The organism is Pseudomonas anatoliensis, assembly GCF_017976235.1.
Classification (GTDB): Bacteria; Pseudomonadota; Gammaproteobacteria; order Pseudomonadales; family Pseudomonadaceae; genus Aquipseudomonas; species Aquipseudomonas anatoliensis.
On the sequence record NZ_JACVHC010000001.1, the window covers coordinates 1,052,703 to 1,065,340 of the forward strand.

Annotated in this window: 14 protein-coding genes; 4 read left to right on the forward strand and 10 right to left on the reverse strand. The window is 55.9% G+C overall.

From position 1 onward, the window contains the following. Positions 1–85 precede the first annotated feature (85 nt). Entirely contained in the window at positions 86–1,375 is a 1,290-nt protein-coding gene (locus ICA16_RS04625) for a carbohydrate porin (protein WP_210700058.1), read from the forward strand. 72 nt (positions 1,376–1,447) lie between these two features. Here ICA16_RS04625 and ICA16_RS04630 read toward each other — a convergent pair whose 3' ends face one another. Next, positions 1,448–1,639: a hypothetical protein gene (locus ICA16_RS04630; protein ID WP_150615657.1), complete on the reverse strand. Its 192-nt coding sequence runs from the start codon at positions 1,637–1,639 to the stop codon at positions 1,448–1,450. A gap of 177 nt (positions 1,640–1,816) precedes the next feature. Between ICA16_RS04630 and ICA16_RS04635 the strand changes: the two genes are divergently transcribed. Continuing rightward, positions 1,817–2,719 carry a bestrophin family protein gene (locus tag ICA16_RS04635; protein ID WP_150615658.1) on the forward strand — a complete coding sequence of 301 codons (903 nt, stop codon included), beginning with the start codon at positions 1,817–1,819 and terminating at the stop codon, positions 2,717–2,719. 60 nt (positions 2,720–2,779) lie between these two features. On the opposite strand, the gene ICA16_RS04640 is transcribed toward ICA16_RS04635, so the two are convergent. Together ICA16_RS04640 and ICA16_RS04645 are read right to left on the reverse strand one after the other, a co-directional pair. Continuing rightward, a complete protein-coding gene (locus tag ICA16_RS04640) occupies positions 2,780–3,067 on the reverse strand; it encodes a hypothetical protein (protein WP_191626453.1) in 288 nt (95 codons plus the stop codon). 135 nt (positions 3,068–3,202) lie between these two features. Continuing rightward, positions 3,203–4,213: an AraC family transcriptional regulator gene (locus ICA16_RS04645; protein WP_210700059.1), complete on the reverse strand. Its 1,011-nt coding sequence runs from the start codon at positions 4,211–4,213 to the stop codon at positions 3,203–3,205. A 153-nt stretch (positions 4,214–4,366) separates the two neighbouring features. On the opposite strand from ICA16_RS04645, the gene ICA16_RS04650 reads away from it, so the two are divergent. After that, positions 4,367–5,065: a glutathione S-transferase family protein gene (locus tag ICA16_RS04650; RefSeq protein WP_210554756.1), complete on the forward strand. Its 699-nt coding sequence runs from the start codon at positions 4,367–4,369 to the stop codon at positions 5,063–5,065. Continuing rightward, on the forward strand, positions 5,065–5,817 hold the full coding sequence (locus ICA16_RS04655) for a methyltransferase domain-containing protein (protein ID WP_210700060.1): 753 nt from the start codon (positions 5,065–5,067) through the stop codon (positions 5,815–5,817). Before ICA16_RS04650 ends, ICA16_RS04655 begins: the two co-directional genes overlap by 1 nt. A gap of 51 nt (positions 5,818–5,868) precedes the next feature. On the opposite strand, the gene chrA is transcribed toward ICA16_RS04655, so the two are convergent. From chrA to ICA16_RS04690, 7 genes are all read right to left on the reverse strand, one after another. After that, complete coding sequence (gene chrA, locus ICA16_RS04660) at positions 5,869–7,077, reverse strand: chromate efflux transporter (RefSeq protein ID WP_210700061.1); 1,209 nt, start codon at positions 7,075–7,077, stop codon at positions 5,869–5,871. Between the two features lie 199 nt (positions 7,078–7,276). Continuing rightward, positions 7,277–8,032 carry a bestrophin-like domain gene (locus ICA16_RS04665; RefSeq protein WP_150603454.1) on the reverse strand — a complete coding sequence of 252 codons (756 nt, stop codon included), beginning with the start codon at positions 8,030–8,032 and terminating at the stop codon, positions 7,277–7,279. Positions 8,033–8,282: 250 nt separating this feature from the next. After that, positions 8,283–10,142 (reverse strand): ABC transporter ATP-binding protein, encoded by a 1,860-nt coding sequence (locus tag ICA16_RS04670; RefSeq protein ID WP_210700062.1) that lies wholly within the window; start codon positions 10,140–10,142, stop codon positions 8,283–8,285. Between the two features lie 317 nt (positions 10,143–10,459). Then, positions 10,460–10,768 (reverse strand): hypothetical protein, encoded by a 309-nt coding sequence (locus ICA16_RS04675; protein ID WP_210554751.1) that lies wholly within the window; start codon positions 10,766–10,768, stop codon positions 10,460–10,462. A gap of 250 nt (positions 10,769–11,018) precedes the next feature. Next, positions 11,019–11,342: a hypothetical protein gene (locus ICA16_RS04680; protein ID WP_210700063.1), complete on the reverse strand. Its 324-nt coding sequence runs from the start codon at positions 11,340–11,342 to the stop codon at positions 11,019–11,021. Further along, positions 11,332–12,054 (reverse strand): DUF4225 domain-containing protein, encoded by a 723-nt coding sequence (locus ICA16_RS04685; protein ID WP_228734126.1) that lies wholly within the window; start codon positions 12,052–12,054, stop codon positions 11,332–11,334. Before ICA16_RS04685 ends, ICA16_RS04680 begins: the two co-directional genes overlap by 11 nt. A 3-nt stretch (positions 12,055–12,057) precedes the next feature. Then, on the reverse strand, positions 12,058–12,537 hold the full coding sequence (locus tag ICA16_RS04690) for an Hcp family type VI secretion system effector (protein WP_150603449.1): 480 nt from the start codon (positions 12,535–12,537) through the stop codon (positions 12,058–12,060). Between the last annotated feature and the right edge of the window lie 101 nt (positions 12,538–12,638).

Here is a 12,638-nt window from a genome sequence, read left to right on the forward strand (position 1 = left end):
GCCACTTCATTGCACTTGTGCGCGGCACCTTCGGGTGCCGCGCCGCTTTATGCCTATCGCTGAAGATTTCACCAGGAAGATTTCCATGTTTCGTTTTTCTCATATCGGCTGGATCAACGGCGTGCTGTTGGGCCTGACTTGCAGCACCGCCCTGCCCGCCTTCGCCGATGCCGACTCGAACCTGTTGACCCGCAATACCTTGACTGGCGATTGGGGCGGCCTGCGCCACCAGATGGACGAAGATGGCGTCAAGTTCACCGGCGATTACAGCGGTGAAATGGCCTACAATGCCGACGGCGGGCTGCATCGTTCGGCGCGTTACTCGCAGAACATCAAGCTCGGCGTGCAATTCGACCTGAGCAAACTGTATGGCGTGGACAACGCCGGCAAGGTCCAACTGACCATCAACGACCGCCGCGGCAACAGCGCCTCCGACGATCTGGTCGGCAACCGTCTGCCAATTCAGGAAAACTACGGTGGCCTCTACACCCGCCTGACCGAGTTGAGCTACGAGCGTTCGCTCTTCACCCCGGCGCTGAACGTCAAACTCGGCTACATGGCCATGGGTAACGACCTCGGCGGCCTGGACAGTGGCATTCTATGCAACTTCATGAACGCCGGTTTCTGCGGCCACCCGCTGAACATGTCCGGCGGCAGCGGCTGGACCAACTACCCCAACGCTCGGTTGGGCGTGCGGGTGAAATACGACCTGTCGCCAGCGTGGCAACTGCGTGTGGCCGCATTCAATGTAGACCCCGAAAGCAACGGCGACTCCAGCCGTGCGTGGCATCTTGGGCCGAAACACACGACGGGTACCGTGGTGCCGATCGAGTTGGTGTACAAGCACGCGGGGGACTTACCGGGTGAATACAAGGTTGGTTACTACTACGACAGCTCCGATGTAAAACGCATCGACAGCGACAAAGAGGTGTCCGGTCGCGGTGGTCATTACCTGCTCGTCGACCAGGCGGTGTGGCGCTCGCAAGCGTCCGAAGGTCGCAGCCTGCACGCCTTCGGTCAGTATTCGGCAGCCAGTTCTGCCGCTTCGCCTTTCAGCAAGTGGTACGGCACAGGCGTGGTGTTGTACAAACCGTTCGAAGGCCGGCCGCGTGACACGCTTGCTTTGGGCTATGGCCGCGCTGTGCCCAACCCGCGCAGTCGCGATGTGCAACAAGACGCCGCGCTGAACAACGGCACAGCGTTCCCGAATCTGGACAGCGCCGAACAGTTGATCGAACTCGGTTACGGTTATCAGGCCACGCCCTGGCTGACCCTGCGCCCAAATATGCAGTACATCATCGAGCCGGGAGCGTTCTCCGGGCAAGACATCGACAATGCGCTGGTGTTTGGCTTGCAGGTGAAAGCTGCGCTCTGATCTGCCGATCCCCCGATTGCAGAACATAAAAAAACCGGCGAAATGCCGGTTTTTTTTGCTCGATTATGTTGATCAAGGATGCTCGCTCGATACCGAGTTATTCGCATCCACATCGCTCATGTCTTCCTCGACCGGCGCTTCGTCGTCTGCTGGCAACGGGACCTCAGGTTCATCGCGCTGCGGATCGTGTCCGGTCTCGTTGTCCGTGGTGCGTGTCACTTCCTGCTGAGATTTGTTGCCTGGCGCGTTTTCATCAATTTCCATGCTGGCTCTCCAACCGGGGCGCGGGAAGTCCGTGCTTGAAGTTCAGAGGCGATCCGCTCTGAGGAGTGCCGCATTCTGGACGAATGGACGACAGGTATTTCAATCGCCGAACCTTTACCCCGAAAACACCGTCCGAGCTAAGGCGTTAATGCTTACTGCTCACCTCGAGGTTTCCGTTTGAAAGCAGCCATCATCAAAAAATACCGTCTGATCATCAAAACCATGGGCTATGTGGGCTGGGCACTGTTCTGGTTATTGCTCTGGGATATCGCCGTCACCGTAGACTTCATGTTGTTTCTCAATGCCAAGATCAACCTGCCGCTGATGCCCCTGACATTGCTCGGTTCTGCATTGGTGGTGTTGATCAGTTTTCGCAACAGCAGCGCCTACAACCGTTGGTGGGAGGCGCGCACGCTGTGGGGCATGATGATCAACAGTTCGCGTAGCTACGCCCGGCAGGTGCTGACATTGCTGGATGACCCGGACAATGAGGTCAATCCTGTCAAATCGACCCTGCTGCGCCGCCACGTGGCCTATGTAAATTGCCTCGCGGCGCATCTACAGGGCGAGCCTTGCCCGGAAGAAGTTCGCGCGTTTATCCCTGCCGACGAGTTCGCCCGCAGCGGCACCACCAACAACTTCGCCAACGACATCCTCACCGGTTCTGCTGCCCTGCTGGCGAAGGAATACAAGGCCGGGCGCCTGGACAGTATTCGCCTTGCGCGGCTGGAATCGACCATGGTCGATCTGTCCAACAGCCAGGGCGGAATGGAGCGGATCGCCAATACCCCGCTGCCCTACCCTTACGTGTATTTCCCACGGCTGTTTATTTCGCTGTTCTGCCTGATCGTACCGGTGGGGCTGGTGGAATCGCTGGGCTGGTTCACCCCGCTCGCTTCGACCGTGGTGGGTTTCATGCTGCTGGCCATCGAGCGCATCGGCACGGATCTACAGAGCCCGTTTCGCCTCAGTGAGCACCAGATTCAGATGGAAGCGCTGTGCGAAACCATCGAGAAAAACCTGCAGTCGATGCAGCGTGATTCCTTGGGTGATGTGCACAGGGTTGAAGAACTGGCCTGAAGGTTTGGAGCCAATGGCTTGAAGAAAGCTAGGGCGTAAAGCCCTAGCAGATAGCAGGTGTCACTTTTTCTTCTTTGCAGGCTTATCAGACTTCTCTGATTTCTTGGCCTTTTCTGGCTTGCTATCAGCCTTCTCTGTCTTCTTGGTCTTTTCTGGCTTGCTATCAGCCTTCTTTGCAGACTTCTTCGGTTCGGCATCTTTCTTTTTGTCCTTCTTGTCGGAGGATTTGGAAAGCGTCGAGGCCGCAGCTGACTTCTTGGCCGGTGATGACTTTTTGTCTTTCAGGTCTTTACTGGCTTTCGAAGCGTCACCTTTGCTTTTCTTGTCGTCTTTAGCCACGTTGATCACCTCTCGGAGAATGCCGATATTGGCACATTGCCTGTGTGATTATTCACAAGCTAATCATTAGGTGAGCGCGCCCAAGAGCCGTTCAAATTATTTATGCGAGGCGTTGATCAGTCTCTGTCTCTACCCACTAAAACCTCATGCGTTGGCGCGTCGCCACTCACCTGGTGAAACGTTCTCCCATTGCCGAAACGCCCGGTAATAAGAGTTAACGTCCTGGTAGCCGAGCAGGTAAGCCACCTCTTTCAGCTCAATCGTCTTGTCAGCCAGCAGGTGCAATCCTGCCTGGCGCCGGGCCTCGTTGAGCAGCGCGCTGAACGTCGTACCCTCCGCCGTTAATCGTCGTTGCAAGGTGCGCTCGCTTTGCAAGAGTTCACGGGCGAGATATTGCAAACTCGGCCGACCATCCGCCAAGGCTCGCTTCAGAACTTCAATCGCCTGCTCACAGAAACCAGCCGGCGCTTCGATCTCTCGCATCGCAGCGCTAAGGCCGGGCGTCATCATGTCCAGCACTTCCGGGTTGTGTTGAAGAAATGGCAGATCGAGGTCGGCGGCGCTCATGCTCAATTCGTCACGAGCCGCGCCGAATTGAATGGGGCAATCGAAGTAACTCGAATGGATTTCCAGGCTTTGCGGCGGGCGCCTCAAGCTCAGTGCAAGAGGCTTCAGGTGCTTACCGGTGCCTCGTCGACCCAGTTCAAGTACCAAAGCAAAACAGGCATCCACCGAGAGATGCGGCACAAGCCCTGCACCAGAAGGCCACTGAATCGTGAATAGCACCCTGTCCTCACGCTCATCTATGCAAATCTGGTCGGGACTGCACAGGCGCTTGAAACGGCAAAACCTCGCTAGTGCGTCGCGAAAACTGGCCGCATATAGCGCTGCAAGAAACGCGAGTTTGTGTTTCGCGCTGGGCGTATCGCGGACCATTTTTATCGCGAAGGCCGGGTCTGCTGAAAGCGCCTCGATCGCGTTCCACACGGCAAACAATTGCTGTGTGCTGACGACGGCAGCTTCGTTCAGATGAAGGTCATGGGGCAGTTGAGCGTGCGCCTGGATCAACGAGGGATTCAGCCCCAGTTGTTCGATCGATTGCCAGAACGCTCGGGGTAATCTACAGCGCTCGGCGCTGGTTTGAAGGTGGGACATTTTTCCAGGCTCCGAGCCGCAGGCAAGCGGCTTACTGACGTAGCGCCTCGTTGATGGCGCACTCTGCGAGTGTTTTGGCGCAAACCGCTGAAGGGATGATGCAGCTTCGCTTTTAACATTGTTGGCAACGAATCGAGCTGAAAGGAGCTCACGATGACGATGACCTTTTATACCAACCCCAACTCTCGCGGCCGCATGGTGCGCTGGATGCTTGAAGAGATCGGCTGTTCGTATGAAACGGTCATTCTGGATTACCAGGCGACCAGTCAGGCAGACCGCTGGGGAGGCGCTGCGCTGGCAGTACCGGCGCTGGCCGAGGGTGATGATCCGCGGGTCAGATTCTTTCGCGACGTCAACCCGATGGGCAAGATCCCTGCGCTGGTGCATAACGGGCAAACCATAACAGAAACGGCCGCCATCTGTGCGTACCTCGCAGACACTTTCCCGGAAGCCGGGCTGGCCCCTGCGGTAACGCAAAGGGCGGCCTACTACCGTTGGCTGTTTTTCGCCGCGGGCCCTCTGGAACAGGCCGTGACCAATCATCGCGCCGGCTTCAACCCGACGGCGGATCAGGAGTTCTTCTTTGGCTATGGAAGCTACGAACGCACCGTCGACCAACTTGAACGCGCCGTGCTGGCTCATCCGTTCATTGCCGGGGAGCACTTCAGCGCTGCCGACATTTATGTTGGCTCCCACATCGGCTGGGGATTAGGCTTGGGCACTTTGCCGCACAGACCCGCGTTTCTCGCTTACGCCGGGAAGTTGATAAGTCGCGACGCCTATAAGCGTGCCGTGGCGAAAGATGAAGCGCTGCTGGGGAGTTTCCCCGGAACACTTGATGAGGCTTTGTGATGACGAGCAACAGACCGGATTTCACCACGCGCTTGCTGATCGACGCGGGCATCACCAAAGCAATGCGTGTTCTGGACGTGGGCTGCGGCTCAGGGGATGTTTCCTTTCTCCTGGCCGAACTGGTGGGAAAAGACGGAGAGATCATCGGCGTTGATCATGACGCCCGCGCCGTCGCCATTGCCCGCGAGCGCAGTGCAGCAAAAGACCACCCTGCCCTGACCTTTGTGCAGTACGATCTTCTTGAGCTGCCAGATTCCATGGGTACTTTCGACGCCATTGTCGGGCGACGCGTGCTGATGTATCAGAAGGATGCCGTGGCGACGATTCGGGCGCTGTCGAAATGTTTGCGTCCCGGCGGCATATTGGTCTTTCAAGAACACGATACGACGATGGTACCGGCAAGCCTGGAGCCTTTCCCGCTGCATAGACAAGCGCAAGCTTGGATACAGCAAATTATCGCGCGTGAGGGAGCCGATCTCCACATCGGATTCAACCTGCACAGCCTCTTCACCGAGGCGGGCCTGGCCGTCGAACATGTGCGGGCTGAATGCCTGGTGCAAACGCCTGATACACCTTACGGTCTCGGCAGCATTGTTCGAGCGTGCTTGCCGCGAATCATTGCGCTGGGGGTGGCCAGTGCAGAAGACGTCGGGATTGAAACGTTGCAAGAACGTCTGGACCAGGAGCGTTCAGACTCTCGCGCAACGTATATCGGCGACGTGATGTTCGGTAGCTGGGCGCGCAAAGTGTGATTTTCAACTGCTATACAGGCGCGGTCGCGTAGAGCGCTGACCTGGACGTTTTCAAAGCGTGACACTCATCACCCACCCCGCCACTCCCGTGCCGATTACAACCAGCCACGCCGGCAACTTCCAAATCATCAACGCCATCAGGGCGACCAGCGCGAGGCCGAAGTCTTGCGGCTTGAGAATCGCGCTGGTCCACACGGGTTGATAAAGCGCGGCCAGCAACAGGCCGACGACCGCTGCGTTTACGCCAGCCAGCGCGGCTTGCGCACGCACGCTTCGCCGTAACCGCTCCCAGAAAGGCAAGGTGCCGACGACCAACAAAAACGCTGGGGCAAAGATCGCCAACAAGCAGATCACGCCGCCCGCCCAACCTGACGGCGCGCCGTTCATGGAGGCGCCAAGAAACGCCGCGAACGTAAACAACGGACCCGGCACAGCCTGCGCAGCACCGTACCCGGCCAGGAACGTTTCACTGTTGACCCAACCGGTGGGCACGACTTCTGCTTGCAGAAGAGGCAGAACCACGTGGCCGCCGCCGAATACCAGAGAGCCGGAACGGTAGAAAGCATCGACCATTGCCAGGCTTTGATCGGTTACCCGTTCAGCCAACAGCGGCAGCCCCACCAAAAACAGAAGAAACAAGGCCAGCCACATCATTCCTGCCCTGCGACTGATCGGTATCGACAGCGCGTCGTGTTCGACACGTTGCGCAGGCTTGAACAGCATCAGCCCCAGCAGCCCGGCGATGACAATCACACTGACCTGCCCCCAAGCCGTCGGCGCAAGCAACGCGACGCACGCGGCAATCAACATTAGGGTCATTCGCGGCACGTCCGTGCACAGGTTTCGTGCCATTCCCCACACGGCTTGAGCAACCACTGCGACAGCGACGACTTTGAGGCCATGCAGAGCGCCGGGCGAAAGAACAGCGCCATAACGGGACAGGCCCAGCGCAAACAAAATCATCAGCATCGCTGACGGCAGCGTAAACCCGGCCCAAGCAGCGAGCGCGCCGCCATAACCTGCGCGGGACAGGCCTAAAGCGATGCCGACCTGACTGCTCGCCGGGCCCGGCAGAAACTGACAAAGCGCGACCAGATCGGCATAGCTGCGCTCGGTCAGCCATTGCCGCCGGCTGACGAACTCATGGTGGAAGTAGCCCAAGTGGGCAATGGGACCACCGAATGAAGTCAATCCGAGCCGCAGAAAGATCAGAAACACCGACCAGGCACTGTTTCGTTCAGTCGTACAAGAGTCGGCCATGTACCCGCGTTCCTTCTTCAATAGTCGCGCAACGATAGCGTATTTCGGGTTCTTGAGAAGTTACAGGGTCATTGTTCCATTGCCGTTAAAACACCGGGGGACGTTGATCGGCTGCTTCCTGCCGCACCACCTGCAACGGCTGGAGCATTGGCATCCGGATGGAAGCTGCCACTTGGAATGCAAATGCCCAACAAGCCGCTCAGAGCTGCATTTCGGCGAGCGCCCTGCGCAGGGGCTCATCGGATATCTGAATAGGGCCGTGAAATGGCACATCCATGTCCAACACGAGGTAAACAGAGGCCGCGATGAGAAATGACGAGACAATAAACATTCCAATCACCATCGAGTTCCGGGGAGCGCGGTAACCAAAGCTGGCGAAGATGAGTGTCAACCAGGCAACCAGCATTCCAATCAAAGGGCCCGGAATTGCCCCCTCTGACTGCTCGACGATCCTCCAGCGTTGCTCGATGAGCGAATGATATTGCTGACGGATATCCTGAAGCATCGTTTCATGGTAGCGATCCGGTGGCTTTATGCCGGTCAGCGACTTGCCTACGTCATCCAGGTATTTAGCCGCTTCGCTGTTGCGATGCTGCAATGCCTCATCACCTCGATACGGGGTCTCGATAGCGCGCGCAAGATAGGTGATCAGACGGTTGCGCGTGACTTGTGTCGCATCTCCATAGCCTCGTAGCGTCCGGTCAAAAATAATCAGGCTGGTTGCATACCCATGGAAATTCGCATCTATGGACTCGTAGGTGTTTTTGGCAGAATTGATCATCAGACCAAAGACCAGCGACGTCATAACCACAAAAATGTTGGCGACCAGGCGAATGACCGTATTGGTGTCGTCATCCCGGTGGTGGGACGCCAGCTTGGGGTACCCATTCATCATCAGAAGCGAGGCAGCAACCAGGCACCCGAAAATGGCCAGGGCGATCCAGAGAGAGTTCATGCATCAGCACCCTGAACAGTGGAGTCAAGTCTTGGAGAATAGACTTTCAGGCGTTCTCGGAGTTTCCTTATTCAGATACGGGTTTGCCTGCTCGGGAATCACCTCGCTGCTAAGTCGAAAGCCGGCGTTGGCGACTGGCAGGTACGCGTCGACCTCTGCCCAAAGTTCTGGTTAACCACGGGCTACTGTCGGCCCATATAGAGGGCGCATGGACGGAACTCAATAAATCCGCGCCATGCGCCCTTGCATCTCAAGCCTGATCCAGTGCCTCGACCAACCCCTTGTCCTCCCCCAGAAACCCGCCGCTTTGATGCTGCCAAAGCCGCGCGTACACGCCGTTCCTCTCCAGCAATTCGCTGTGGGTGCCCTGTTCGATAATGCGTCCGTCATCCATCACGATGAGCCGGTCCATGGCCGCGATCGTCGACAGCCGATGGGCGATAGCAATCACGGTTTTGCCCTGCATCATGTCATCGAGGCTTTCCTGAATGGCCACTTCGACTTCCGAATCCAGCGCGCTAGTGGCTTCATCCAGCAGCAGGATCGGTGCGTTTTTGAGCATCACCCGGGCAATCGCGACGCGTTGCCGTTGACCGCCCGACAGCTTGATGCCCCGCTCACCGACCAGCGTGTCGTAGCCGCTATGACCTTGCCGGTCGCTGAGTTGGTTGATGAACTCATGGGCCTGGGCGCTGGCGGCAGCGCTGCGGATTTGCGCATCGGTTGCATCCGGACGGCCATAGGCGATGTTGTCGCGAATCGAACGATGCAGCAGCGAGGTGTCTTGAGTGACCATGCCGATGGCGCTGCGCAAACTGTCTTGGGTCACGTGCGCAATGTTCTGACCGTCGATGCGAATCTCACCGCTGTCGACATCATAGAAGCGCAGCAGCAAGTTGATCAGCGTGGACTTGCCGGCGCCGGAGCGGCCGACCAGACCGATCTTTTCACCCGGGCGGATGTTCAGGCTGAGGCCATCGAGCACCTGGCGTTCGCCGTTGTAGTTGAAGTGCACCTTATCGAAAGTAACGGCGCCGCCCTTGGTCACCAGCACACCTGCATCCGGCGCGTCCTGCACCTTGGCGCCTTGAGTCAGTGTGGCCATGCCATCCTGCACGGTGCCGATGCTCTCGAACAGCGAGGTCATCTGCCACATGATCCAGTTCGACATGCCGTTGATGCGCAACGCCATGGCAGTGATTGCCGCCACCGCACCGGCGCCGACATCGCCCTGGTGCCACAACCACAAGGCGTAACCACCCGCGGACATGATCAGCCCTACCACCAAGGCCTGGTTGACGATTTCGAACATGCTGACGAGACGCATCTGGCGAAAACCGGTCAGCTTGAAATCTTCCATCGCTGCGCGGGCGAAGTGCGCCTCACGATTGGAGTGGGAGAACAGCTTCACCGTCGTGATGTTGGTGTAGGCGTCGGAGATACGCCCGGTCATCATTGACCGCGCATTGGCCTGCTCCTGCCCGACCTTGCCCAGGCGCGGCACGAAGTACCACATGGCCAGCGCGAACAACACCGCCCAGCCAATGAACGGCAGCATCAGTTTCAGCGCAAAGCCACCGGCCAACGCGATGATCGCGATGAAATACACACCGATCCCGGGGATGATCTCGATCAGGGTAAACAGCACGTCGCGCACTGCCAGCGCGGTTTGCATCACCTTGGTGGTGACCCGGCCGGAAAACTCATCGGAAAAAAACGAAAGGCTCTGCCGCAGCATCAGACGATGGAAATCCCAACGCAAGCGCAACGGCAAGTTAATCGCCAATATCTGGTGCTGCACCATGGTGCGCAACGCCACCAGCCCGACGCTGGTTACCATGACGATGCCCATGCCCCACAACACGCGACTTTCTTGCGCGGCCGCTTCACCGCCGGCCTGCCAGGTCGAGAGCAAGTCCACAACCTGCCCGAGGAATGAAAACAGCCAGGCTTCGTAAATCGATACAGCGGCACTCACCAGCGCAAGCAGCAGAATGTAACCGCGCGCGCCCCGCGTACAGGCCCACAGAAAACGCGCCAGGCCATTGGGCGGCGGCGGTACCTCGTCAGGAGGAAAAGGGTCGAGTCTTCGTTCAAACGCACGAAGCATGATGATCTCCAAAACAGTCAGTTGGAGAGATTCTGCCATTGAATGGTTGGCAGGAGGTCTTTGTGAAAAAGTGTGTGTTCATTGGGACGGTTGTCGACCAAAAGCCACAGATCCCTTTTTACGCAGCTTTCCAGCAGGTCGAGGGATGCGCGCCTGTTCGGCCGTCGACCTGCATGACAGTGTGCTACCGCGACATTGTTATTGTGATGTGGGCGGATCGAGGACGCGATATGAACAGCGCGAACGTGGGGGCCATTAACAGAAATAAATGGCGAGTGGTGCGGTGGTGGTCATAGGTGCGTCTACTTTCGTGAGAATCAGCGCTTTGGTTCTTTTTCGCTTGGAACAAAAAAGGCTTGAGCGATGGCAGTTATAAATGCGATCCATCGAATTATGTAATCATCCTCAAAAGCTTCCACGGCTGGCATGAAAGACATCAATTGACCAAAGCGAGCCACGCTCATCTGGTTCCCGCCCCAAAATAAAAACAAAGCAAAAAAAACCCAAAATTTTCCATCTGTAAAGTTATCTCCTGAAATCCTTCTTGAGACAGAGCGCAAACACCAGAAGCCCGCTACAGAGACAAGAAAATATAGTGCCGTTATGAATCTCGGATCACTGATCATTATTTTTGACCTCCCGATACGGGGCGTCCACTGTAGCTGCGCCGGAAACACTTTCGATCAACAGCGAAATTTTGCTTGAACCTTCATGGCCACGAACATAGTCAGCACGCACATATCTAAAAAGGCGCCATGCATCCCGGCTTCTATATCAGTCTGCCGGCGCCATATACGGAAAGCCTCCACCGCCAATCATGGTGATCCCTAAAACGGTTAGTTGGAGAGAGTGGTGCGGGGCTTGTCATAGGTGCGTCTACTTTCGTAAAAACCAGCGTTTTGGTTCTTTTCTGCTTGGAAAAAAGAACGTTTGAGCGATAGCAGTAATAAATGCGACCCACCGAACAATGTAATCATTTTCAAAAAAACCTATGGCTGGCATAAATGAAAGCAAGTAACCATAGCGAGCCACGCTGAGTTGATTGGTTGCCCAAGGCATTACTAATGCAAAAAACAACCAATACCTTCCATGCGTAAAATTAACCCCTGAAAATCTTCTTGGGATGAAGAAAAAAAACAGGAAACCCGCCAGAGAAACAATTAAATATATCGACGTTATGAATATTGGCTCACTCGTCATTATTTTTGACCTCCTTATACATGGAATTTATTGTTGTGACGTCGGAAAACGCCCCGAATATCAATGCGGTCTTGTTTGAGTTTTCATAAACCCGGACATAATCAGCACGCACATATCTAAAAAGGCGCCATGCATCCGGCTTCAATATCAGTCTGCCGGCGCCATATACGGAAAGTCCCAAGTCAACAGTCCCATAGGCCATATTCCCTTCAAATGCTCCGCCGCCAATAAATTTAGCGATCTCTTGATAACCTTTTCTGACGGGGCCTTGTGTATCTGAACGGCCCTCCCATAAATTCCGCCCGTTTTCATACACATTGTTGGCACCATGAGCCATCATCGGCGCTCCCGCGAAAAGGCATAACGTACCGACCGAGCCGTAACAAATCCCGGCACCGGCTACAAACTGAAGTGCACCTGCAATTGCGCCGACGCCTCTTTGAGCAACCTCCATCGATTGACTTAACAGACTGTTCTGCTCGTCCTTTATGTCTTTCAGTCCCTGTTCAGAGCTTTTTCTGCCCTGCGCAACGTCATTGACAACGCCTCTTGCGTAATAAGAAACCTCACGATTGAATTGAATGCGTAACGTGCCGTCTTTAATGTGGCGAGCACTTAACGTACAGGCTTGGTTCGCCAGATTGGCAGCGGCGTTACTGACCATCCAATAGTCGCAACTTCCTGGCTTGCAGCTATCCTTGGACCGGCGCATGGGTTATTCCCCCCATGAACTGTAGCCACTGGTCCCTGCCAGGTGGTGAGTCCAGATGATGTCTTGATAGCGAATAGCAAGATGTTCCTGAGGTTCGACGTCGTTCTGTAAAACCACATGAGGCATGTCGAGTGTCAGATCGGTAACCACGCCGCCCCTGATTTCGACCGTATAAAACTTCTCCTGCAAGCCAAACGGAGAAATGCGGTAGAAGTTAATGATGCAGTTGATTTCTTCTCTGCTTGAGAGCGCTTGAGCCAGTAGCGGCGATGATTTATCAACATTCTTTGTAATGACGATGGGGTTATGCGTCGGTTTATTGATATTTCCGATATTGGCCATGTTGTGGCTGTAAGACAGCACCATGATTTCGTCTGCATGGGCTGTCTGACACTTGTTGCCAATAGAGTCCTGGGTCGAGCAACCCGATGAAATCAATCCTTGAGCCTTGCCGGTGATGGTCATGTAACCGTGATTAGCCATGCGTGCCCACTCCTTTTGGTAAGCCGCACATCCTAATGAAAGGAGTTTTAGTCAGGTTGTAGGACCCTTCTGAAACGGTAAACAAAATATGTCGCGATCAA

Excerpts from the sequence above, each read along its gene's own strand:
- ICA16_RS04655 (WP_210700060.1), top strand. The coding sequence starts at position 5,065 with ATGACGAGCAACAGACCGGATTTCACCACGCGCTTGCTGATCGACGCG.
- ICA16_RS04650 (WP_210554756.1), top strand. The coding sequence starts at position 4,367 with ATGACGATGACCTTTTATACCAACCCCAACTCTCGCGGCCGCATGGTG.
- ICA16_RS04675 (WP_210554751.1), bottom strand. The coding sequence starts at position 10,768 with ATGATCAGTGATCCGAGATTCATAACGGCACTATATTTTCTTGTCTCT.
- chrA (WP_210700061.1), bottom strand. The coding sequence starts at position 7,077 with ATGGCCGACTCTTGTACGACTGAACGAAACAGTGCCTGGTCGGTGTTT.
- ICA16_RS04670 (WP_210700062.1), bottom strand. The coding sequence starts at position 10,142 with ATGCTTCGTGCGTTTGAACGAAGACTCGACCCTTTTCCTCCTGACGAG.
- ICA16_RS04645 (WP_210700059.1), bottom strand. The coding sequence starts at position 4,213 with ATGTCCCACCTTCAAACCAGCGCCGAGCGCTGTAGATTACCCCGAGCG.
- ICA16_RS04685 (WP_228734126.1), bottom strand. The coding sequence starts at position 12,054 with ATGCGCCGGTCCAAGGATAGCTGCAAGCCAGGAAGTTGCGACTATTGG.
- ICA16_RS04630 (WP_150615657.1), bottom strand. The coding sequence starts at position 1,639 with ATGGAAATTGATGAAAACGCGCCAGGCAACAAATCTCAGCAGGAAGTG.
- ICA16_RS04690 (WP_150603449.1), bottom strand. The coding sequence starts at position 12,537 with ATGGCTAATCACGGTTACATGACCATCACCGGCAAGGCTCAAGGATTG.
- ICA16_RS04625 (WP_210700058.1), top strand. The coding sequence starts at position 86 with ATGTTTCGTTTTTCTCATATCGGCTGGATCAACGGCGTGCTGTTGGGC.
- ICA16_RS04680 (WP_210700063.1), bottom strand. The coding sequence starts at position 11,342 with ATGACGAGTGAGCCAATATTCATAACGTCGATATATTTAATTGTTTCT.
- ICA16_RS04665 (WP_150603454.1), bottom strand. The coding sequence starts at position 8,032 with ATGAACTCTCTCTGGATCGCCCTGGCCATTTTCGGGTGCCTGGTTGCT.